Raw genomic sequence first — 20,355 nt, 5'->3', positions numbered from 1 at the left:
TTGACTTCTCCCTTGTCCCCTTGTCCCGTTATTTACCTAACTACAGGAATATTTAACATTTGTAACTGCAATCGCTGTTCGGGATAATCGGTCAGATGTAAAGAAATTTTCTGTACATTGTCAAGTAGAGCAGTGGAAATGCTGAGCGTGCTGGCAACAGTTGTGCCGTTAGCTGGTAATTCCTTAGGAAAGCCTTCCGTGTTGGCGCTGAGTGTCTGTCCTCGTTCGTTGGTTACGTCTAAAAAGCTAGATAGAAACCTCACGGTTCTATCTCCTTCGTTTTTGAAGTTCATCTTCAACTGTAATGCCCCGCCAGAAAAACGTGCAGATGCAATTTCTAATGATACTCCTTCAGTTTTATGAATCATCGGAAATCCAGGCTGAGGAGACTTGCTCTCAGCAACCAACTTTGATTTTGTAGACGATCGCTTGTCGTTCTGCGGATTTTCAATTAACGGCTTCTCCGGCTTGGCTTTTTTTCCTTTGCCGTCAATTCTAGCTTTTACGGCAGCTAAGACATCGGCTTCTTTGAGCATCACTACGCCTTGCTGCTGTTGAGACTTATTTTTGCGAAATCCGATTTTCCCGGCGGGACGAGAATCGGGTTGATTTACGCCCTCGATCGCTTCATGTCCAATCGCATATCCCCAGATTGCACTTATATAACCCCCGATCAACATCAGAAGCAATAAGATCAACGTCAGGGCGACGGTTGAATTGACTTTTCTTAATGATGCTCGCTTAATCCAGAGCATTGACTCCTTACACCAGTTTTTTGCTAACGAATGAGCTAGTTATATCATTGTGGTTATGTAAATTATGTACTATATGTCTTGTGGCGATATTAAGTATTGAGACTAAACAGTTTACCTTGACAATCTAAGTTACAATATAAACTCCTCCAGGGTTGGCCGAGCGGTTGAGGCAGCGAACTCATAATTCGCCTTAGGCAGGTTCAACTCCTGCACCCTGGATTTCTAAAGGTCAACACTCAGCAAAAATTACCAAGCAGAAATTACCAGACTGGCTACTGGTAATGAGCGGCGATCGCCACAGAATCTTTCTTAACTTGTCAAGGATGATTGTGTGCGGAAATGGGAGAGCGCTCTCCCATTTCCGAGCAAATTACTTTGGATTACTAGACTTATTAGACTCCAAAACTGAAGTTCTGTATGGATTGGGCAGATCGCGCGTGCGGATGACCGGATCGCTAGAGACTTGCTGTTCTAGTGCAGTGCGGTAGAGATCGTCAGTCCGTTTTGCATCGCGATTAATTTCGTTGTCGGGAAATCCGTTGGTTCCTAAAAGCCAATCAAATTGTCGTCCGAAAGAACGATTTTGGAAGAAATTAGGATTGCTAGTGAACATGGTTTGTTGAAAGCGATCGGCAAGAGTATGGTTGCTTGGTTGGGCGATCGCGCTAGCTTGAAATCCAGCGACAACACCGACCGCGAGTAAAATACCACTGAAGCAGTTGAATTTGATGGGCATAGAATGTCCTCTATACTGTTGCAATTTTGACTTATACTGAACTGTTGCATCAGTCTTAGCCTATTCTTCCCCGTTTTATCAATCAGCGATCGGTGGAGAGTGAGGAGTGAGGAGCGAAGGGTGAGAAATATTTTCTCCCTCTGCCCCTGCTCCCTGCTCGTGCGCTCCCTGCTCCCTGCTCGTGCGCTCCCTGCTCGTGCGCTCCCTCAAATTATGACAACCGATTTAACTGCATTACGCCAAGAACTACTCGATCTATTCTGTCAACTTGCCTACAAAGAGGGTGATTTTGTCCTGTCTTCCGGTCAACGCAGTTCTTATTACATCAATGGCAAATTAGTCACGTTACACCCTCAAGGTGCTTTGGCGATCGGGCGTTTGTTATTATCTCTGCTACCACCAGACACGCAAGCAGTGGCAGGATTGACACTGGGAGCCGATCCCATTGTTAGTGCTGTGAGTGTGGTTTCTGCGATTGAAAATCGTCCCATACCAGCTTTGATTATTCGTAAAGAAACTAAAGGACATGGTACGAGAGCATATATTGAAGGTCCAGTATTACCAGATGGTGCTTTGGTTGTGGTTCTAGAAGATGTTGTCACGACTGGACAATCGGCAATGAAAGCAGTTGAAAGATTGAGAGAGGCGGGGTACAAAGTTGAGGAAGTTATATCGTTGGTAGATAGAAAACAAGGTGGTGCTGAGTTATATGCAGCGCAAGGATTGAAGTTTCGGACATTATTTTCCATTGAGGAGCTTCAAGTGCGATATCAGCAAATGAATTCTTAAAACTGTTTAACTAGGGTAAGTTTAAGCTGAGAATATTAGCCTGAATGTGCCTCTTTCATACATAATAAATAAACCTAAGCCGATCAATATGAAAGGAACTATCGGTTGACCGTAGCGACTTAACAGATTGGCAATAGTAGGTTGGCGAGTTAATAAATATGCGATCGCACACCAAACTCCTACCATCGAAAAAAATACAGCAAGAATTATCCCTAAACTCGCAAGTTGACTACCAGCAAATAACGGAATATAGATACTAATATTATCGCCACCATTAGCAACTGTTACTGCTGCAACCTTATAAGTCTGAGGGTTTAAAAGACTTGAAAAGAAAGAAAATGTGGGATTACGACAACTAGAATTTTCAAACTCACCGGTTACTGTTTGTACTTGTGCGGCTTCTGTGTCGCGATCCACGAGTTGCTTAACCCCAATTATTATTGGTAAGAGTCCTAATAAACCAATCCATTCTCGCGGTACGATTAAACCACCAAAAAAACCTGGTAAACTAGCAAAAACAATGGCTGCAAAACCGAGATACTGACCAAACACGATGTGCCGACGACGAAAATTGGCACTGATTTGAGAAAAAAATAATAGTAAGACAACGATATCATCTAAATTGGTTGCGACAAAGGCGATTAAACCTTCTGCAATAGCCATGCCAATTCTACTCATTATTGGTCAAATTCGTTTGATGTGAAACAGGCAGATGTCAGCATATAAGATTAATGTAATATGACTATTTTGAGTCTATCTGTATTCTAGAATTTGTATTTTCCCTTAAAATTAAGTCGTTTTAATGGCTCGAAGAAATTCTATATTTAGCTCTAACTTTTCTCCCAACCATAGGGCATGGTTTGTATGGTCTGCAACATCATTACCTGTTGTTGGATGGACTAAAATATCCAATCCTTGACGATGCAACATTAACCAGGAAACAATCGCACCAAATTGTTCTGGTAAAAAGGCAACTTGATACATAGGTTTGGGATGGGGACCAATAGGATTGTCATGCCAGCGCCCAAGCCTCACATCGAATTTTGTACTCAATTCTTCACGTACACGCGCCGCTACTTCGCGACTTTGGCAATCGTAATAGACATGAGCGTGAAAATCTGCTATTTCGTTTGTATCTTCTGGCATCGCTTTTCGCTCCACTCATACTTAACACTAGTTGAAAAATCAGAGGTGGGATCGCTCAAAGATCGCAACAGCAAATAAGAGCATAAACTCAGAGAAGAGATTCATCAACCCAATGCTGAGCGCGGTTAACAGCTTTAAGCCAAGTGTAAAAATTTTCTTGTGCTTGAATTGCCCCCGTTCCTGGCTCAAAAATTCGGTCGATTTTCCGACTGCGACACAACTTTTGATAATCAGTCCAATAACCGATCGCCAATCCAGCACCAAAGGCTGCACCTTGAGCCGTTGCTTCTAAAACGACTGGACGCTCGATCGGAATTCCGAGTGCATCGGCTTGGAACTGCATTAAAAAGTCATTTTGACAAGCACCCCCGTCAACTTTTAACACTTCGATCGCTTTGCTAGAGTCTCGATTCATCGCCTCGATCGCCTCTTTTACCTGATAGGCGATCGCTTCTAAAACGGCTCTAACCATGTGTTCGCGCTGTACGCCGCCTGTAATTCCTAGAAAAGCACCCCTGGCGCTCATATCCCACCGAGGCGCACCCAATCCACTTAATGCTGGGACGAAGTAAACGCCGTTATTATCTGTAACTTGACGCGCCAGGTGTTCGGTTTCGGCGGCTGAATCGATCAGCTTCAAACCATCTCGCAACCACTGAATGCAGGCACCTGTCGTAAACATAGCCGCTTCTAAAGCGTAACTCGTCGCCGTTTTTCCGTTTGCTAAAACTTGCGTCCAGGCAACAGTTGACAATAACTGGTGATGCGATCGCGTCAGTTCTTCACCTGTATGGGCAATTAAAAAACATCCCGTCCCATACGTACATTTCACCATACCAGGGCGATCGCACCCGTGGGCAAATAGCGCCGCCTGTTGATCGCCAAATACCGCTGCGATCGGAATTGCTTCTCCCAGTAGTTGCGGATCGGTTTCGCCAAACATGCCCAAACTAGGCTGAATTTGCGGCATGATGCGATCGGGAATCTGAAATAAATCGAGTAGTTGCGAGTCCCAAGTTCCCTGCGCTAGATTCATCAACATCGTGCGGCTGGCATTACTCCGATCGGTAGCGTGAACCTTGCCATCTGTTAATTTCCATAAGATCCAAGTGTCGATCGTTCCAGCCAGAATATTATCCAAATTTATATTTTGATTCCGTACCCAATCGAGCAACCACGCAAATTTAGTTGCCGAAAAGTAGGCATCGACAATCAATCCAGTCCGTTCTTGAATTGTTTTTGCTTGTCCTTTTGCTTGTAATTGCCGACACATAGACGCGGTACGCCGATCTTGCCAGACAATTGCTTTATGCAAGGGTTTACCTGTTGTCTTATCCCACAACAAACAGGTTTCTCGCTGCACCGATAACCCAATTGCCGCGATCGCACTTGCTGAAATACCTGTTTGTTTGAAAACTTGTTGTATACAAGTATAAGTATCCTGCCAAATCTCTTCTGGATCGTGTTCTAAATAGCCAGGTTGGGGATAATATTGCGTCAGTTCTTTATAGGCTTGACCGGCGATCGCACCTTCAGCATCGAATAAAATTGCTCGATTCCCTGTCGTGCCTAGATCTAATCCTAGAATGTATTGCATCAGTTATCAGTTATCAGTTATCAGTGTAGAGATGTTACATGTAACGTCTCTACAAAGTTATCCAGTTATCAGTTATTGTAGGGGCGCTCCTTAGCCAAACTTCATGGCTAGAGCAATATTCTTCACTTCATACCTGCCCGTACATGAGTCAGTTATCAGCGATCGGTTATCGAATGACAAATTCTAAATTATGAATTATCTTGTCACTTTTTGGCATGACGTGCAGCGATCTTGACAAAATACAAATATCAGTTATCAGAGACGTTACATATAACGTCTGTACAAAGTTATCAGTTATCAGTGAGCGCGCACTACCCAACTACTAAGCACCAACTACCAATCACCACTCTCCCATGAACTTCAGAGCAATTATCTTTTCAGGCGTGGTAACTGCCGCAATCGGTGCAGTCATTGGTCTAGCTGCGGCGAGAATCGGTCAACGTGACTTTAATCAGTTGAGGTTTGAGGGGAAACATTATGAAGGAATGCAAAACAGATATGTTTTGATTAGTGCTAGCGTAGGTTTAGCTGTGGGGTTGGGACAAGAGTGCGTTCGCCAACTCAAGGCAGAAAGAGATCGAGAGACGGAGTAGTAAGATCGAGTATGCCCCCTAAACTAAAATTTGGCTTAATCGGCTTGCTGGCAATTGGTACAGCAGCAACATTCGCTACATCCTACTCGTACTTGGGGATGGCTGGGATCGCTGTATTCTTGCTCGCTTATTTGTCCAAAGGAATGAGAAAGCACGGTTAAAGCTGGCAGGTGATTAACCGATTGAAAAAATAGTTGGTCATTTTTGCCCCAAAGGGAGAATTCCACCAGCGAGAAGGATGGCAACCAATGGGTGCTGTGAGGGTATAGTCAAGATCGTCGCATTTGAGCCATTTACGATTCGATCGCCAGCCCACGCGATCGCCAAAGGACTCGATGATTTGATAATCTTGGTTAATTGTAGTTTCTATAGAGCCGCCAATACTTTGATAAATTCGCGTTTGGATACTAAAGCCAAAGCGACCGTTACTATATTTGCGCCACAGATTATCGATAACTTGTAGTTCGTTACAGGGAAAACTTCTGATTTGTTCCGGGGTAATGGATTCTAGTTCTAACTCTCCCGTCACAGCTTGAATGAGGCGAATCGTTTCCCAGTCTGCTGCATGAAAATTTCCGGCAGCTAGCAATTCTTGTAGCTTTTTGTAGCGGTAGACATCAGCCACTAGCAGAAAATTGTCTTCCGTCAGAGCTAGGCGATCGCTCAAATTTGATAGCATTTGAGTCATCTGCTGAAGTTGTGCTTCCATTATCGCTAAACGGGCGATCGCTTCCGATTCCTTAATTTCGCTAGACATAGAAAACCTCACAATTAGGTTGTTATTGGTCATTGGTCATTGGTCATTGGTGCTTGTTGTGACTTACGACTTACGACTTACGACTTACAACGAGGGTTGCTAAGGCAGTCAAATGAGTTTTCTATATCTTTCTATAGATTGACGAAAATTTAAAGCTAAAAGTGATGATTTATAGATAAATTTAATTACCAAACACGGGTAACACTTTCTCGCCAAATACCTGAATGAATTGTTGCTGTTCGTAGTTGACGTTGTGCAACAGCAATTCATCAAATCCCAACTCTACATCTTGCTGCAACCATTCTATATGTTGCTGCGGCTCAGCAGAGATGCGGACGTGTTCGTTCATTTCTTCCGGTTTGACAAACTCTCCAGCTGCATCAAATTGCTGGGGCGATCGCAGTTCGGTCATGAGAATATTTTTGAAAATATTATTGCGCCACTGCTGATGAGCTTTTTGTCGTGCCAGATCTTCAGTGCGATCGTAGGATAGCTGGACTTTCAGAAGCATGGGTTTACCTTCTCCCCCACCCCGACGAAAGGCATCGACGACTTGTTTGAGTTTCTCTGGTGGACGAGAAATTGTAATTAACCCATCTGCCCAACTTCCCAACCACTCAGCAGTTTGAGCCGTCACAGCAGCACCGATAATTAAGGGGGCGTTTCGGGACGCGAATAAAGTTTTGCTTCCTCAACGCAAACTAAACCTTTATGAGTCACGATTTCTCCGCGCCACAAAGCACGCATAATATCGACGCATTCTTTTAAGCGAGTATTGCGATGTCTGATGACAAGCCGCTTTGCGTCTACGCTTTTACACAACCACTTATCGCCTGTAATGCTCTCATTAAGTGCCTGACCGCTACCTACAGTTATCCAAAAACGCTGAGGAAACATTTCTGCTAATGTAGCCGCCGCCTGAGCGATAATTGCTGGATGGTAGCGCTGTCCTGGGGCGCAGACCACGCGATAATTCAATTCAGGAGTCGCTTGCATCGCCGCACCCAACCAAGACCAAGCAAAACCGCTTTGACCTTGTTGTTCGCTCCAAGGGTGAAAATGGTCGGAGGAAAGAGCATGGGTGAAGCCTGCTTGTTGAGCTATTTGCACGTATTGCAACAATTCACTGGGCTTGAATTGTTCGTGGGAAGCGTGATATCCGATTTTGGTCATTGGTCATTTGTCATTTGTCATTTGTCATTGGTCATTGGTCACTGGTCACTGATAACTGCTCCCTGCTCCCTAATAACTGATAACTGGTCACTGTAACTGGAACCAACGATAGCCGTAGCCAGAAATTTCGATCTCTTTAGAATTACAATCCATTTGTTCGTAGAAGCGATCGCTAAATACATCCAATAGATGCGGGTATTCTGCCGATTTCAAGCTAACAGTGCATGATTGTGCGGATAGATTATGAACGGCAATAACTGTATTTCCATTCTGTTGAGAACTGTGAGCAAATACGCTTGGTTCCTCTGTAGCGATAATTTCCCACTTACCAGAGCCAAATTCTGGATACTGCTTGCGGGTGCGGATCGCCCGTTCCATCCAACTGAGAATTGAATTAGGGTCGCGCTGTTGGAAAGTCACGTTGAGTTTTTGGTAGCCGTATTCTCCTTTGGCGATCGCAGGACGCGCTAATTTGTCTGCTGGTGCAGACGAGAACCCACCATTTGCTCTACTTGACCATTGCATCACCGTGCGAACGCTGCCGCGACCCTCTAAAGAGAGATCGTCACCCATACCAATTTCTTCGCCATAACGCAGCATTGGCGTACCTGGTAGAGTTAATAACAGACTGTAGACTAGTTCTATTCGCTGGCGATCGCCCCCAAACATGGGTGGTAGCCTGCGCCGAATTCCTCGCCCCCACATCTGCATATTTTCTTCGGGAGCAAAAGCTTGAAAGATTTCTTGGATTTCGGATTCGTTAAGGCGATCGAGCGTTAATTCGTCGTGGTGGCGGACGAAATTGAGCCATTGACAGCTACGCTGAGCGTCGGGTAGAGTCTTGAGTCCGTCAATCAGAGCCGCCGCATCTTGTCGCGCCAATGCCAAAAACATATGCTGGTTCAACAGGAAGCTGAATAGCAATTGCATTTTGTCACCATTGCCAAAATATACGGGAATTTGGTCTGCATCGACATTAGCTTCAGCAAGTAAAACCGCATCAGCTCGCCGCGAGACGAGAAACGCTCGCATGTCGATCAAAAACCCTTCTAAGTCTTCCGCCTTTGCCTCGGGAATGCCAATTCCCATAATTAAAAAAGGCGCAGCATCAATCCGAAAGCCAGAAACCCCCAACTCCAACCAAAAGCCCATGATTTTACAAATTTCTTCCCTCACTGCTGGGTTGGCAATATTTAAATCTGGCTGTTCTTTGTAGAAATGATGCAGGTAATACGCTCCTGCTTGCTCGTCATAATCCCAAAGGCTATCTTCAACATCGGGAAAAGCAATGTGCTTGGGATCGGCTGGCGGGGGATTGTCCGACCATACATAATAATCGCGATATTTGGAGTTGCGATCGCTCCTTGCAGCTTGAAACCAAGGATGTGCGATCGATGTATGGTTGACGACAAGATCGACTATGACTCTAATTCCCCGTTCTCGCGCCTTGTGCATGAACTCGACAAAATCACCCAACGTCCCCAACCGAGGATCGACGCTGTAATAGTCCATCACATCGTAGCCGTTATCGCGGTTAGGCGAGGGATAAAAAGGTAACAACCACAAACAAGTGATTCCCAACCCTGCAAGATAATCTAACTTTTGGGTCAATCCTGGGAAATCACCCACTCCATCGCCGTCCGAGTCCATAAATGTCTCGACATCGAGAGAATAGACAATCGCGTTTTTGTACCAAAGGTTTTGCATGATGAAGTGAGTAGTGAAGGATTGGGAGTCGGGAGTCGTAGGGGCGGGTTTTGAGCGAAGATCGATTGCCATCAACCATGATTCTTTTGCTAAACCCGCCCGTACGGGAGTCGGGTGTTAGTTGTTTTGGTAATTGGTAATTGGTAACTGGTCACTGGTCACTGGTCACTGTCAATCGTCGCCTTGGAGTCTGGCAATGCGATCGCTGGTGGCTGGGTGGGTACTCAAAAAGGCTGGTACTGAAGATTGGCTGCGTAATTTTTCTAGAAAGGCAATCATCTGATTTTGGTCGTAGCCAGCTCGTTGCATATTCTCAAATCCCAGCCGATCTGCTTCAAATTCTGCTTGACGGCTGCGCGGACGGCGCACGCCGAGTTCAACTCCCAAGGCTACGACTTTGTTGCGATCGACTCCCGCCGCATTTACTAAACCTTGAGCGATCGCAGTTTGTCGCATTTGCTCTACTGTATGACGCGCCGCAATATGTCCGATTTCGTGAGCCAACACGCCAGCAAGTTGTGCTTCGTTGTCTACGGCTTCTAGTAAGCCTGTGGTAACGTAAACAAAACCCCCAGCGGTGGCAAAAGCATTGATGCTTTTATCCTGTACCACTTGAAAGGTATAGGGAATATCGGGACGAGAGCTAGTTTGAGCTAATTTTTGACCGATACGATTGACTTTGCTATTCAAGGTGCGATCGCGCACGGGTTGAAATTGAGTGCTAAGGAGTTGTTGGTTAATTTGCTTGCCTAACTCTACTTCATCTCGGTCAGAAATCCTGTAGAGTTGGATGACTTGCGCTCCTTGCTGGAATAATTCTGCCCACGGAACCGATAAGGCTACTTCGGGAGTACCTACACTAACACTTAATGCAGCTATCGAGCCAAGTACTGGATAATACCAAGTACGACGAGCAGATTTAGAAGTCTCAATCGTACGCGAATTGGAAGAAACAGCCACCGTACCAAACCTCCAAGCAACTTAGCACTACCGATCGCCTCTTTGTCACTATTGGTAGATTTTGTGGTTTTCTTGTCTCAGTGTCATCCTACTACTTATAGAGTTTTTGAATCAGGGAGCAGGGAGCAGGGAGCAGGGAGCAGGGAGCTGAGGGAGCTGAGGGAGCTGAGGGAGCTGAGGGAGCTGAAGGAGAAAGAGCAACTGTCAACTATCTTCACGCAGTGTAGCGCAGCGTTTACTGTCAACCGTCAACCAATTCCCAATGAAAATTTTATTTTTTTCTCTCGGCTTAAATGTTCTAGGTTTAGTGTTGACAACATTATTTATTGCTAGAAAAGGTGGTATTTCTTATTTACGGCTCAAATTTTCAAAGCTTCAAAAACAACGCGATCGCCTTCGTCTTCAAGTTGCCAATCCGGTCTATTACTTGCAAAGAGTTAGTCAATTCCAACTTGCACCAATATGCAATTCAGATATTGTGTTTTTGGGAGATAGTATCACTGATGAATGCGAATGGTCTGAGTTGTTAGAAAATCCTCATGTTAAAAATCGCGGCATCTCTGGCGATACTACTATGGGAGTGTTAAATCGTCTTGAGGACATTGTGAGTTCTCAGCCAGCCAAAATTTTCATAATGATTGGAATTAACAATTTTATTCATTACCAGCAATCGGCAGTAGAAATTTTGGTAGATTATCAAAAGATTATTGTTGAGATTTGCGATCGCAGTCCTAATACGGAAGTATTTATTCAAAGTGTGTTGCCAATTAATCGGGCTAAATCTAGTTTGAATGTTAGCGATCGCGAGATCTTACAATTGAATTCTGCTCTCCAAAAACTAGCAACAGAATCTTCACTCACCTATATCGATTTATATTCTTATCTCTCAGACGAACAGCATCAACTCAAGGAATGTTATACGCTAGATGGAGTGCATTTAAACGGTCAAGCTTACTCGATTTGGAAGCATGTTATAGAAAAGTATGTATAACAGATAAACTAATCGTAAATACGCTACCTTCACCTAAACTTCAGAGCAAGTCCAACTACCCACTTCTACGTCAACGCAAAGGCGCGTATGGGGCGATCGCATCCCAATGCGGGTTTGGTAAAGCCTTAAACAATTCAACAAATTTGCTGAATTGTTTAATGCGATCCGAAAATTCGATAGTGATTGCAGGCGCACTGCGAAGGAACTGCCTACCTGGTATCAGTCGGATTAGCGGTGTCTGAGAAAATCATTGCTGGAGCTTGAGCGTTAACTCCTCGAGATGGCGAGCCAGCTCGCAGCCATTGCGCTAGTGTTGCCCCCCTTGAAAAAAGGGGGGTTGGAGGGATCTCTTTATTTCGCTAGTAATTGGGCGCGATTTTGCCTTAAATCTGCACGAATGCGCTCTGTAGGATAAGGAACGTCCCCTTTTACCCCTGCCCAGAGAATGCGGTTGAATTTCTCTGGATCGAGCTTATCTTCTACAGCAAAGAAAAAGCCTTTAGTCTTTTCTGCCCACCACTGCTTATTTTGCCGCAAAGGAATTGCTGCTGTCTTGACTGCATTAGGATCGCTACAAGCTGGTACTAAATTCGGATCTACCGGAGTCTGGCACAAGTTACCAGGCACGATCGCGGTATAAGGCGTAAGATCGGGTTGTCTGGTGAAAGCATCGGACATCGGTTGGGCATTAGCATCAGTTATGGCTAAGTAGTCGATACCTAACAGATCCTCGATCGTCCGCAGAATGCTCACTGTATTGTAGTTCGTGCTGACCAACGCGCCGCGCTTAGTGTAAGGCGAAATGATGTAAGCCAATGACCTGTGACCGTCAACGTGATCCGGTCCGTTCTGGGAGTCATCTTCAATGACTACTATTGCCGTATCCTTCCAGTAAGGGGACTTGGAAATTTTTTCTACCAGCAAGCCCACGGCATAATCATTATCAGCCATTTGCAACTGGGGTGTATTGAGTCCAGCTACAGCGTTATTAAAGTTGCCAAAGTGATCGTGATGTATGCGTACTAACGATAAATTAGGCAGATCGCGATTCTGCTTGATGTATTCGTCAACGTCTCGCGCCCACTCGTTGTACAGCCAAATATCTGGGTGCTTCTGGTCGTATCCTCGAAAGTAAATATCAGTTTTGTCTTGCAGCACTCTTTTGGTAACTGGTGCTTGCGGGATCTTGCTAGTGAAAGGCGTTGGCGAGATCGGGATGTAGAATGGATTATTTGGATCGGGTTGGGTTGGGTCAACCTGAGCGGAACTGGTGTTGTAATATGCAAGGTCAATGAAGAAACCGTAATTGCGTACTGTTTTGCCAGCCCGTAATGCAGCATCCCATAGATAACCACCCACAGCATCAGAGTCAAGTTCGCCGTCTCCTTCTGGGGCGCTAATGTCTGCCAACCCAGGCAAAATCGAAGAGCTACCGTCAGGATCTAGCAGTCCCGTTACTCGCACGTTCAGGGGTGCAGGATTAGATGCAGTTTGCGGCAGAGCTAGATTGATATTGCGGTTAGTTCCCTCATAGTCGTAGGTAGTACCGTTAGTATCGCCGCCATTACCGTAATTAACCGATTGTGCCTTTTCCGTGTAGTCTGTAGTCCGAGCGTATGTAGACCAACTCCAGCCTACACCGCTCGATTCGCCAGTGTCGTAGAAATTGTCAAATGTGGCAAAGCCGAGAGAAAGTTGGTGATGATTGGGAGAGACAGGCTGAGGAAATACAGTTAGCGCCGGATCGCCATTGCCAATTGATAAATCCCCTAGTACTTGGTCGTAGGTACGATTTTCTTTGACTACGTAGATGACGTGCTTAATTTTAGTTTGCAGAAAAGCCATCATTGGGTCTTGACCGCGATGGTCAAAACCATTATTAATATCAACCTGTTGGGAAAGAGCTGCTAGGGTACGGCGATTCGGGACTGGAATTACTGCAATCCCAGCTTTTTCTAGCGCCCAGTTGTACTCATTTCTAAACGTAGTGTTACGGGCTATTCCCGCCTGAGTTGTACGGATATTCAACGGATTAGTGCTGCTGGAAGGATTTGAAGGATTGGGACCAGCGTTGTCTTTGGCGTTGACGACGTAAAGAGTTTTACCGTCTTGGCTGACACTCACAGAGTTGGGATACCACCCAGTCGGGATGCGTCCTACCACGCGGCTAGAGATGGCGTTTCCTTGTCCTTTGCGGTAGCGCAAGTCTACTACAGCCACAGCATTTTCAACGCCCAAAGTGACGTAGAGAGTTTGACCGTCTGGACTTAATGCTAAAGAGTTAGGGTTAGCGCCTTTATACCGCTCCTTAGGACGAGACAGAGAAATAGTATGGACGACGCGATCGCGATTTGTATCAATAACCGAAACCGTGTCGCTATTACCGTTAGCAACGAACAACAAACTTTCATCAGCCGAAAGCAGAATTTTGTTCGGCTGGTTGCCTACTGGAATCCGCGTAACTCCCTGAGTCGCAATGTCCACCGCCAACACTTCGTTATCGCGCTGACTGCTGACAAAAGCCTTAGCAGCCGCACCCTGTTTTGTGTTCTTAATTGCAACATCGTAGGGAAATTCTCCGGTAGCTTCCTGTTGTCCTGGTACAAACAATCTAACTTCTTGAAGAACCTTCCGAGTATCGGTATCGACAATTGAAATCGAATCGTTCTGGAAATTAGCTGCTACCAAAGTTTTGCCATCGGCACTAGTAGCAATTCCCGCTACATTTGCCCCTGTTGCCACAGATTGTTCGACTGCTTCTGCCGCAGTTTCCGCGTCGCTACCCTCTAACAACCCACCATCATAGCCAGAGAAGGGTGCAGTTTGATTCGAGTTGTGTCCTAGTAGGATAAAAGGAGCATTTGGGACGTAGCGATCGCTTTCTTGAGCGTAAACATAAACTCGGTCATCAGCGCCAGCCGAGACATAGAAATGCTTGCTATCAGCACCCCAAGTTAGACCGATATAAGTGTTAGGAATATTAATCTGCTGCTTCTTGACCAAGCTACCACCACTCACATCAAACACGAAAACCCATTCGGCTTTGCGAGTAATTGCTTGGGTTTGTTCCCCTGTGTCTGGATCTGTAATTGGACTACCTGGTTGTCCTGTTTGCGGGTCTAAAACTGGATAAGTGAAAAACTCTCCGGTTTTTTCATCTTGAAAGTTTTGGTTATAGCCGCTAGTCAGAACTAATAGAGTTTTACCATCTGGACTGAGAGCAGTCGTTACAGCTTGAGCTGCATCGTCATTATCATCCGAACGTCGTTCGGTATCGAGGTTGGTAAAAGTAGAGCCTGGAGCGGCTGTAGGTGTCACCACTTGACCTGTAGGTAATATGGCTCCACCCTCAATATCCCCAACAGGGAGAGTAGTGCGGGCGATACTTGCAGTCATTGAAGGCAGACTGACTAAAAATATTGCTGCTGCTACTACAAAGCTGAGGAGAAAATAGTATCGTTTACGCTTGAAAGTTTCCATAGAATTGCCTTAACAAGCATTTTTGTGGCTGATACTTTTAATACTCCTACTAGCTCATTAAGAGAAAACTAAGGTAAGGTTACTCTACGATTGTCAATTACCCGACGCTAAGCTTCGCTATAGCGCGGGCTTGCATCTGAACTCCACCTCAATTCAGAGTACCTAGAAAGACGCTCAGATGAGGCTTCACGGCTCGACGCATCAGGGCGCACTGACAAAACACCCGTTCTTTCCCAGTCTTGCCGAGAAAGAATCGTCCTTAGTGTTATATTTCTCGCTCCCACTAAATCAGCGTGAAGGTCAAAGTTACAACATTCACACCTAAAAGTTAGTCCTTTGTTGGGTCTATTGTTATCACTAATATGACCGCACTTAGGACATCCTTTACTGGTATAGTTGGCATCGACTTTAATTGCCAGACTTCCAACAAAAACTGCCTTGTAGTCAATAAATGAATGTAGTTCTGCAAACGACCATTTGGCTTGTTTTCTATTCGCTTTTCTTTGTTTGGTTGATGCTTTTTTACCTTTCTTCTTTGGGTGAGTTCTATCTCTAATATGAGTCAAGTCTTCTAAACCGAACAAAGTACCAGGCGTAACTATGCGCTTACTAATTTTGTGGTTGACATTAGCGGTAAACCGTCTCTCTCTTCCCGATACTAGTTTCAATCTTCTAGTAGCACTCCGAGTGCCTTTCCGCTGTAGAGTTTTTCTTGCTCTTTGGTATTGATTTGCCTTGTGTATGGTCTCCTTCCCAGAAAAGAACTGTGTCTTATTTGAAAAGTCTGTGGTCACAGCCAAAAATCTTCTACCAACGTCCACACCTACGACCCTGCTTAGGCTTACAGCTTCTAGTTCTGGCAACTCCAGCTCTAGACTCACCAATAAATAATAAGTCTTAGTGACGCGCGAGTAGTAGATTTTGGCTCCCCCTATTTTGCAACCACTCTTAATTAACTCCAGATGCTTGTTGTATCCAAAGTAATTAACCGTGATTCGTCCTTGTAGGGTAATGACACTGACCTGTTGATTCGGTTTAAATGTAAAATCTCTTAAGTAGTTGAGATTGCAAGTCCTAGAAATAAATTTAGGAGCTTCATCTAATCCCTTAAACCTTTTCTTGGTTTTCCCACTCCTAATAGCTTCTTCATTTTGTTTCAACTTAGTCAGTAGCCCTTTGTAAGTTGCACCAACTTGTCGAGGTACATTACAAGCCATCTGGGAAGGAAGGTTAAATTCGGTGCGTAAATCTCTGTAAACCAACTTTTGTATTTTGGTTCCGTTAGACGATTTACCATTCTCAAAATTAATCTGTGAAGTATAGTTTAAGGCATCCCGATAAGCCAAAGAAACTTCCCGCAACAGTTCTTTCTGTTCGGAACTTGCTTCTAGTTTTAGCTTAGCTGTGATGACCTGTAACATTAAGACTTTCACGAGATTCCTAATTAACAAAATATCGTGAAACTCGTACTGAAGCCAAGTCCTTGTCCGCAATTCCTGAGCGAAAATGCGGTGTAGCTATGCTTCCCGCATTATTCGCGTCCGCAGCACCAAACGGAGTACCGTTATGGCGTGGGACTCCTTGCGGTTGAAGTTGAAAAGTTAGCAAAATAGCACAAATATGGATTTCGATCGCGCAAAGACGCTAAGACGCAAAGCAATCTTGGCGACTTTGCATCTTTGCGTGAGATTTTATCCGATCGCTTCTTCTTTCTGCAATCCCATCCGCCAGCGTAGAATTGAAGCCGCAGCAACCATCAGTAGACCCCAAACTAAAGGCAACCACAGCATTGCCAAGCTACCCGTATACCAGTGAAAATCGAGTCCTTCCCCTAACCAGTAAATGCCAAATCCCATCAACAACATGGCGGCGAAAAATTTCATTAGCTTCACGGGAATTTGAGTTAGGGGATGGCGTAGCAGAAAAGCAAAACCGAGTAATCCCAATCCCGCAGTTCCCGCTCCCGCGATCGCATCTAACCATTTTCCTGCCGCTACGCCAAGCGCCACAATCGCCATTGCAACTTCTAAAGTTTCCAGCAGCGCACTCTTAAAAGTCGTGACGATCGCCAACCAATTCCAACCCGAAGATACTTCTACCTGTAGTTGTTGCTTTAACTGTTCGTCTTCGTCATCTTTTGGTTTGAGGATGCCACCATAATATCGCACCACCGATCGCGTCCATTTTTGTCCAAAGGCGATTAAAAATCCTCCCGCGACAATTTTGAGCAAATCGAGAGGAATGAGCGTCAGACTTTTGCCTAAAATCAGGGAGGCGATCGCTGTTAGACTAATTCCGCCAATCGTCCCCAGCAGCGCATTATGCCAACCTGCCACCCTACCAACAACGATCGCGACTCCCAAAATTTCAACGAACTCAATTACAGCTCCGGCAAAACTTCCTAGAAATATTTCCCAATTCATGTTTTTTCAGTTATCAGTTATCAGTTATCAGTTGTGAGCCAATTCTCATTTTGACTTTTGACTTTTAACTTTTGACTTTTCCACTAATCTACTTCCTTAATTAAAATAGGGTTTTCAGTAATTAGTTCTCTCCAACTGGTTTGAGACAACAATAGTAACGTCGAGCCTATAGAAACTACTAGCATTACTAAAGAGGCAGCCGCAGCGTCGCTGTAAGAGACATTTTCAGTTGCTTTCCAAATATGTACGGCTAAAGTGTTAAAACCAATGGGAGCGAGTAATAGCGTTGTTGGCAATTCTTTAATTGCTGTCAAAAACACTAACAATGCCCCACTTAATACGCCTGGACGTAACAAGGGAAATGTAATTGCCGTGAAGGTTTGCCAGGGGTTTTTACCTAAACTGCGGGCTGATTCTTCTAATTGAGGAGTAATCTGAAGTAAGGAACTGCGGACAGTACCAACTGACTGAGAAAGAAACATGACTAAATAAGCAAACACCAGCATGGGTAATGTTTGGTACAACCAAGGTAAATAATTTGCTCCCCAAAAGACTAAAGATAGAGCAATAACAATTCCTGGTAAGCCAAAGCCGATGTACGTACAACGCTCGATCGCCGTGGTGAGACGATTGGGAAATCGCACGGAGAGGACTGCTACGGGTAAAGCGCAGGCGGTTGCAACTACTGCTGCTAGTCCGGCAGCAAAAATCGAGTGCCACGCCAATTCCAGCAACTTTTGCAGAGAAGCAACTTCCGACAACCCACTACCAAGCCAACCGCGCCACAGCCAGAATAAGGTGACAGCGAGGGGTAATATTAAGCCAAGGCTGACTACAACACAACAAAAGATCAGAGCAGGAAGTTTCCAAACACGCAAATGCACAACTGGATGCGAATGGTGGTAAGTTGTAGCTTGGCTGTAGTACGCAGCCCTCGATCGCGCTTGAGCTTCCAGCCATAACAGCAGGAGAACCAAAACCGCTAGCATCAAAGCCAAAGTTGCCGCTTGGTGGCGATCGAAGGTGTAACGATACAAAATGTAGATTGCCCGAGTAAAGGCATCAAATCGCATAACTGTAGTTGCTCCAAAATCTTGCAAGGCATACATCGCGACGATCGCGCCGCCTGCTAACAGGGACGGACGCAACTGAGGTAAAGTGACGCGCCAAAATGTCTTGAATTGGCTATATCCCAAACTCCGAGCCGCTTCTTCTTGGGCTGGGTGAATGCCTTGCAATCCCGCCCAGATACCCAGCAACATATAAGGATAGGTGAGTAGCGTCAGTGCTAGCAGCGTTCCACCCCAACCGTAGATCTGAGGTAATTCTTGTATTCCCAAAGGTTCAAGCAACAACTGCAACCAACTACCTTTAGGTCCAAAAGCGGCAATCAAGGCAAAACTACAGACATAATCGGGAACTGCTAGGGGTAAAGTCGTAGCGACAAGCCAAAATCTCCGCCAGGGTAAATCTGTCCGCCAAGTCAGAAAAGCAAGGGGAACGGCGATTGCTGCCGTTAAGATCGGAGTTGCGATCGCTAAAATGGCGCTATTGAGCAAGACTTGCAACGTGCGCGGACGAGAGACGAGAGTTAACAACTTTTCCTCGCCAACGCCAGCCGTGCGGATGACGAGATAAGTCAAAGGCATCAAGACAGCGATCGCAATCGCGATCGCCAGACCAACAAGCATCAACGGCGGCTTTTGAGCTACCGTATTTCCCCACTCCCGACTCCCCACTCCCGACTCCCCCCTCATCACAACAATCCCGCCTCCTGAAGTAATCCCAGCGTTCCTTTCAAGTCGGATAATTGGCTGAGATCGATCTTGGGAGGTTGCAGCTGTTGTAGGGGAACTTGTTTTTGGGAGACTGGAATTCCCCCTACAAGCGGATACTCGTAAAATTGTTGCGTCAAAAATTGTTGCGCTTCTTGACTGAGCAGATAAGCAACAAACTTCTGGGCATCGTTTTTTTGGTCGGTCGTTTGCAACACTGCTACGCCTGCGGCATTAATTAACGCTCCCGCATCGCCCTGCGTGTGGTGGATTGCTACAGGAAAGTTAGGATCGTCTTTGGTAAAGCGATAGAGATAGTAATTGTTGACTAAGCCTAAAGCAATCTCTCCTCGTCCCAAAGCTTCGACGATCGCCGAGTTCCCATCGTAAGTTTTCGCACCATTGGCTTTCATCGCTTTTAACCATTCTAGGGTTTGGCGATCGCCTTCCATAATTCGCATAGCACTGACAAAAGATTGGAACGAACCATTGGTTGGCGACCAACCAACTTTATCGCGCCATTTGGGATCGGTAAGTTGCATTACAGAACCGGGAAGTTCGCCAGGTTTCACAAGTTTGGTGTTGTAATCAATTACCCGCGCCCTTCCAGAAATACCTACCCATTGTCCTGTAGAGGAACGAAACTGTGGTTCTACTTTTTGTAATAGTTGGTTAGGCAGTTTCTGAGTCAAATTTTCTTTCGCGACAGCCCCCAAGGAACCTGCATCTTGGGCGTAAAATATGTCAGCAGGGCTATTTTTGCCTTCTTCAATTAGGGCGATCGCTAAAGAAGTCGAATCCCCGTAACGGACTTCTATATCCATATTCAAAGCTTTCTGTGCTTTCTCGATCAGGGGAGCCATAATTTTCTCTTCCCGTCCTGAGTAAACAGTTAGCTTCTTCTGCTGTTGAGCTGTAGCGGATAGCGTTATTCCCCACGCCACAAATACCGCAGCAATTACTGCTGAGACTTGCCTCATTTGCATTGCCACCATTAACCTCCCTGAAAATGCGATCGCGCTTTTATTCCTCAAGCTATTTATTGGTTGCCCGTGCGATCGTCATCGCGCTCTTAACACGCCTACTAAGCAAGTCAAAAGTTAAAATTCAAAAAGGGAAAATGTCATCTTAGTAAGGCTCTTGGCTGCTGCCTGTATGCGAATCAAATAAAGTTTGTAAAAAATCGCACGATGAACCATGTAGAAACTCTAGAAAAAACAGGTTACGCTGCGAATTAGAGCGGGTTAAGGTTTGGTTATTGGTTAGTAGATAAGCGCTACATTTCAATATCTGCTGGCAATTTTTCAAGAAATCGATCGCCACCGCGATCGCTATTCGTGTTTAGCGTTGCTTATTGAGAATGGGTTCGGTTCAACTGCAAAGGATAGAAACGACAAAACCCTCTGCTAGAGAGGGTTTCGAGGAATGGACGTAACTGGATTCGAACCAGTGACCTCTACGATGTCAACGTAG

The 20,355-nt window shown here is 45.3% G+C and carries 20 protein-coding genes, 1 tRNA gene and 1 pseudogene; 6 read left to right on the top strand and 16 right to left on the bottom strand.

Annotation, left to right across the window (positions count from 1 at the left end; all coding sequences use genetic code 11):
* Nucleotides 1–32: 32 nt before the first annotated feature.
* The gene (locus tag ACRC32_RS03880) at nucleotides 33–755 is read right to left on the bottom strand and encodes a hypothetical protein (protein WP_438552735.1); all 723 of its coding nucleotides are present in this window, start codon (nucleotides 753–755) and stop codon (nucleotides 33–35) included.
* A gap of 146 nt (nucleotides 756–901) precedes the next feature.
* On the opposite strand from ACRC32_RS03880, the gene ACRC32_RS03875 reads away from it, so the two are divergent.
* Nucleotides 902–974 (top strand) — tRNA-Ile (locus ACRC32_RS03875).
* Nucleotides 975–1,125: 151 nt separating this feature from the next.
* Here the strand turns inward: ACRC32_RS03875 and ACRC32_RS03870 are convergent.
* Nucleotides 1,126–1,491, bottom strand: a complete 366-nt coding sequence (locus ACRC32_RS03870; protein ID WP_438552734.1) for a hypothetical protein — start codon at nucleotides 1,489–1,491, stop codon at nucleotides 1,126–1,128.
* A gap of 78 nt (nucleotides 1,492–1,569) precedes the next feature.
* Entirely contained in the window at nucleotides 1,570–1,701 is a 132-nt protein-coding gene (locus tag ACRC32_RS03865; RefSeq protein WP_438552733.1) for a hypothetical protein, read from the bottom strand.
* Between the two features lie 3 nt (nucleotides 1,702–1,704).
* Here ACRC32_RS03865 and pyrE point away from each other — a divergent pair, with 3 nt between their 5' ends.
* On the top strand, nucleotides 1,705–2,280 hold the full coding sequence (gene pyrE / locus ACRC32_RS03860; protein ID WP_438552732.1) for an orotate phosphoribosyltransferase: 576 nt from the start codon (nucleotides 1,705–1,707) through the stop codon (nucleotides 2,278–2,280).
* A gap of 21 nt (nucleotides 2,281–2,301) precedes the next feature.
* On the opposite strand, the gene ACRC32_RS03855 is transcribed toward pyrE, so the two are convergent.
* The 3 genes from ACRC32_RS03855 to glpK all read right to left on the bottom strand — a co-directional run bounded on the left by ACRC32_RS03855 (nucleotide 2,302) and on the right by glpK (nucleotide 5,023).
* Entirely contained in the window at nucleotides 2,302–2,958 is a 657-nt protein-coding gene (locus ACRC32_RS03855; protein WP_438552731.1) for a cadmium resistance transporter, read from the bottom strand.
* 111 nt (nucleotides 2,959–3,069) lie between these two features.
* Complete coding sequence (locus ACRC32_RS03850) at nucleotides 3,070–3,426, bottom strand: DOPA 4,5-dioxygenase family protein (RefSeq protein ID WP_438552730.1); 357 nt, start codon at nucleotides 3,424–3,426, stop codon at nucleotides 3,070–3,072.
* 88 nt (nucleotides 3,427–3,514) lie between these two features.
* Nucleotides 3,515–5,023, bottom strand: a complete 1,509-nt coding sequence (gene glpK, locus ACRC32_RS03845) for a glycerol kinase GlpK (RefSeq protein ID WP_438552729.1) — start codon at nucleotides 5,021–5,023, stop codon at nucleotides 3,515–3,517.
* Nucleotides 5,024–5,376: 353 nt separating this feature from the next.
* On the opposite strand from glpK, the gene ACRC32_RS03840 reads away from it, so the two are divergent.
* Both ACRC32_RS03840 and ACRC32_RS03835 read left to right on the top strand, forming a co-directional pair.
* Nucleotides 5,377–5,616, top strand: coding sequence for a hypothetical protein (locus ACRC32_RS03840; RefSeq protein WP_438552728.1), 240 nt, complete (start codon nucleotides 5,377–5,379; stop codon nucleotides 5,614–5,616).
* Nucleotides 5,617–5,627: 11 nt separating this feature from the next.
* Nucleotides 5,628–5,777, top strand: a complete 150-nt coding sequence (locus ACRC32_RS03835) for a hypothetical protein (protein WP_317110345.1) — start codon at nucleotides 5,628–5,630, stop codon at nucleotides 5,775–5,777.
* Here ACRC32_RS03835 and ACRC32_RS03830 read toward each other — a convergent pair.
* The 4 genes and pseudogenes from ACRC32_RS03830 to ACRC32_RS03815 all read right to left on the bottom strand — a co-directional run bounded on the left by ACRC32_RS03830 (nucleotide 5,774) and on the right by ACRC32_RS03815 (nucleotide 10,213).
* Nucleotides 5,774–6,373, bottom strand: coding sequence for a GUN4 domain-containing protein (locus tag ACRC32_RS03830; protein WP_438552762.1), 600 nt, complete (start codon nucleotides 6,371–6,373; stop codon nucleotides 5,774–5,776). The two genes, ACRC32_RS03835 and ACRC32_RS03830, sit on opposite strands and share 4 nt — an antisense overlap.
* 181 nt (nucleotides 6,374–6,554) lie before the next feature.
* Nucleotides 6,555–7,546 (bottom strand): annotated as a pseudogene (locus tag ACRC32_RS03825) (TIGR03885 family FMN-dependent LLM class oxidoreductase).
* An 87-nt stretch (nucleotides 7,547–7,633) separates the two neighbouring features.
* Nucleotides 7,634–9,253 (bottom strand): alpha-amylase family protein, encoded by a 1,620-nt coding sequence (locus tag ACRC32_RS03820; RefSeq protein ID WP_438552761.1) that lies wholly within the window; start codon nucleotides 9,251–9,253, stop codon nucleotides 7,634–7,636.
* A gap of 171 nt (nucleotides 9,254–9,424) precedes the next feature.
* Entirely contained in the window at nucleotides 9,425–10,213 is a 789-nt protein-coding gene (locus ACRC32_RS03815; RefSeq protein WP_438552727.1) for a M48 family metallopeptidase, read from the bottom strand.
* 63 nt (nucleotides 10,214–10,276) lie between these two features.
* Here ACRC32_RS03815 and ACRC32_RS03810 point away from each other — a divergent pair, with 63 nt between their 5' ends.
* Together ACRC32_RS03810 and ACRC32_RS03805 are read left to right on the top strand one after the other, a co-directional pair.
* Entirely contained in the window at nucleotides 10,277–10,546 is a 270-nt protein-coding gene (locus ACRC32_RS03810) for a hypothetical protein (RefSeq protein WP_438552726.1), read from the top strand.
* Nucleotides 10,476–11,204, top strand: a complete 729-nt coding sequence (locus ACRC32_RS03805; RefSeq protein WP_438552725.1) for a GDSL-type esterase/lipase family protein — start codon at nucleotides 10,476–10,478, stop codon at nucleotides 11,202–11,204. Before ACRC32_RS03810 ends, ACRC32_RS03805 begins: the two co-directional genes overlap by 71 nt.
* 33 nt (nucleotides 11,205–11,237) lie before the next feature.
* On the opposite strand, the gene ACRC32_RS03800 is transcribed toward ACRC32_RS03805, so the two are convergent.
* The 6 genes from ACRC32_RS03800 to ACRC32_RS03775 all read right to left on the bottom strand — a co-directional run bounded on the left by ACRC32_RS03800 (nucleotide 11,238) and on the right by ACRC32_RS03775 (nucleotide 19,877).
* Nucleotides 11,238–11,399: a hypothetical protein gene (locus ACRC32_RS03800; RefSeq protein WP_438552724.1), complete on the bottom strand. Its 162-nt coding sequence runs from the start codon at nucleotides 11,397–11,399 to the stop codon at nucleotides 11,238–11,240.
* A gap of 156 nt (nucleotides 11,400–11,555) precedes the next feature.
* Nucleotides 11,556–14,684: a bifunctional YncE family protein/alkaline phosphatase family protein gene (locus ACRC32_RS03795; RefSeq protein ID WP_438552723.1), complete on the bottom strand. Its 3,129-nt coding sequence runs from the start codon at nucleotides 14,682–14,684 to the stop codon at nucleotides 11,556–11,558.
* A 107-nt stretch (nucleotides 14,685–14,791) separates the two neighbouring features.
* Nucleotides 14,792–16,105, bottom strand: a complete 1,314-nt coding sequence (locus tag ACRC32_RS03790) for an RNA-guided endonuclease InsQ/TnpB family protein (RefSeq protein ID WP_438552760.1) — start codon at nucleotides 16,103–16,105, stop codon at nucleotides 14,792–14,794.
* 270 nt (nucleotides 16,106–16,375) lie between these two features.
* Entirely contained in the window at nucleotides 16,376–17,107 is a 732-nt protein-coding gene (locus ACRC32_RS03785; protein ID WP_438552722.1) for a COG4280 domain-containing protein, read from the bottom strand.
* 83 nt (nucleotides 17,108–17,190) lie between these two features.
* A complete protein-coding gene (locus ACRC32_RS03780; RefSeq protein WP_438552721.1) occupies nucleotides 17,191–18,864 on the bottom strand; it encodes an ABC transporter permease in 1,674 nt (557 codons plus the stop codon).
* Nucleotides 18,864–19,877 (bottom strand): iron ABC transporter substrate-binding protein, encoded by a 1,014-nt coding sequence (locus ACRC32_RS03775; RefSeq protein WP_438552759.1) that lies wholly within the window; start codon nucleotides 19,875–19,877, stop codon nucleotides 18,864–18,866. Before ACRC32_RS03775 ends, ACRC32_RS03780 begins: the two co-directional genes overlap by 1 nt.
* Between the last annotated feature and the right edge of the window lie 478 nt (nucleotides 19,878–20,355).

This window comes from Chroococcidiopsis sp., from assembly GCF_051657925.1.
Classification (GTDB): domain Bacteria; phylum Cyanobacteriota; class Cyanobacteriia; order Cyanobacteriales; family Chroococcidiopsidaceae; genus Chroococcidiopsis.
This window is presented reverse-complemented; position numbering and strand designations above follow the sequence as displayed.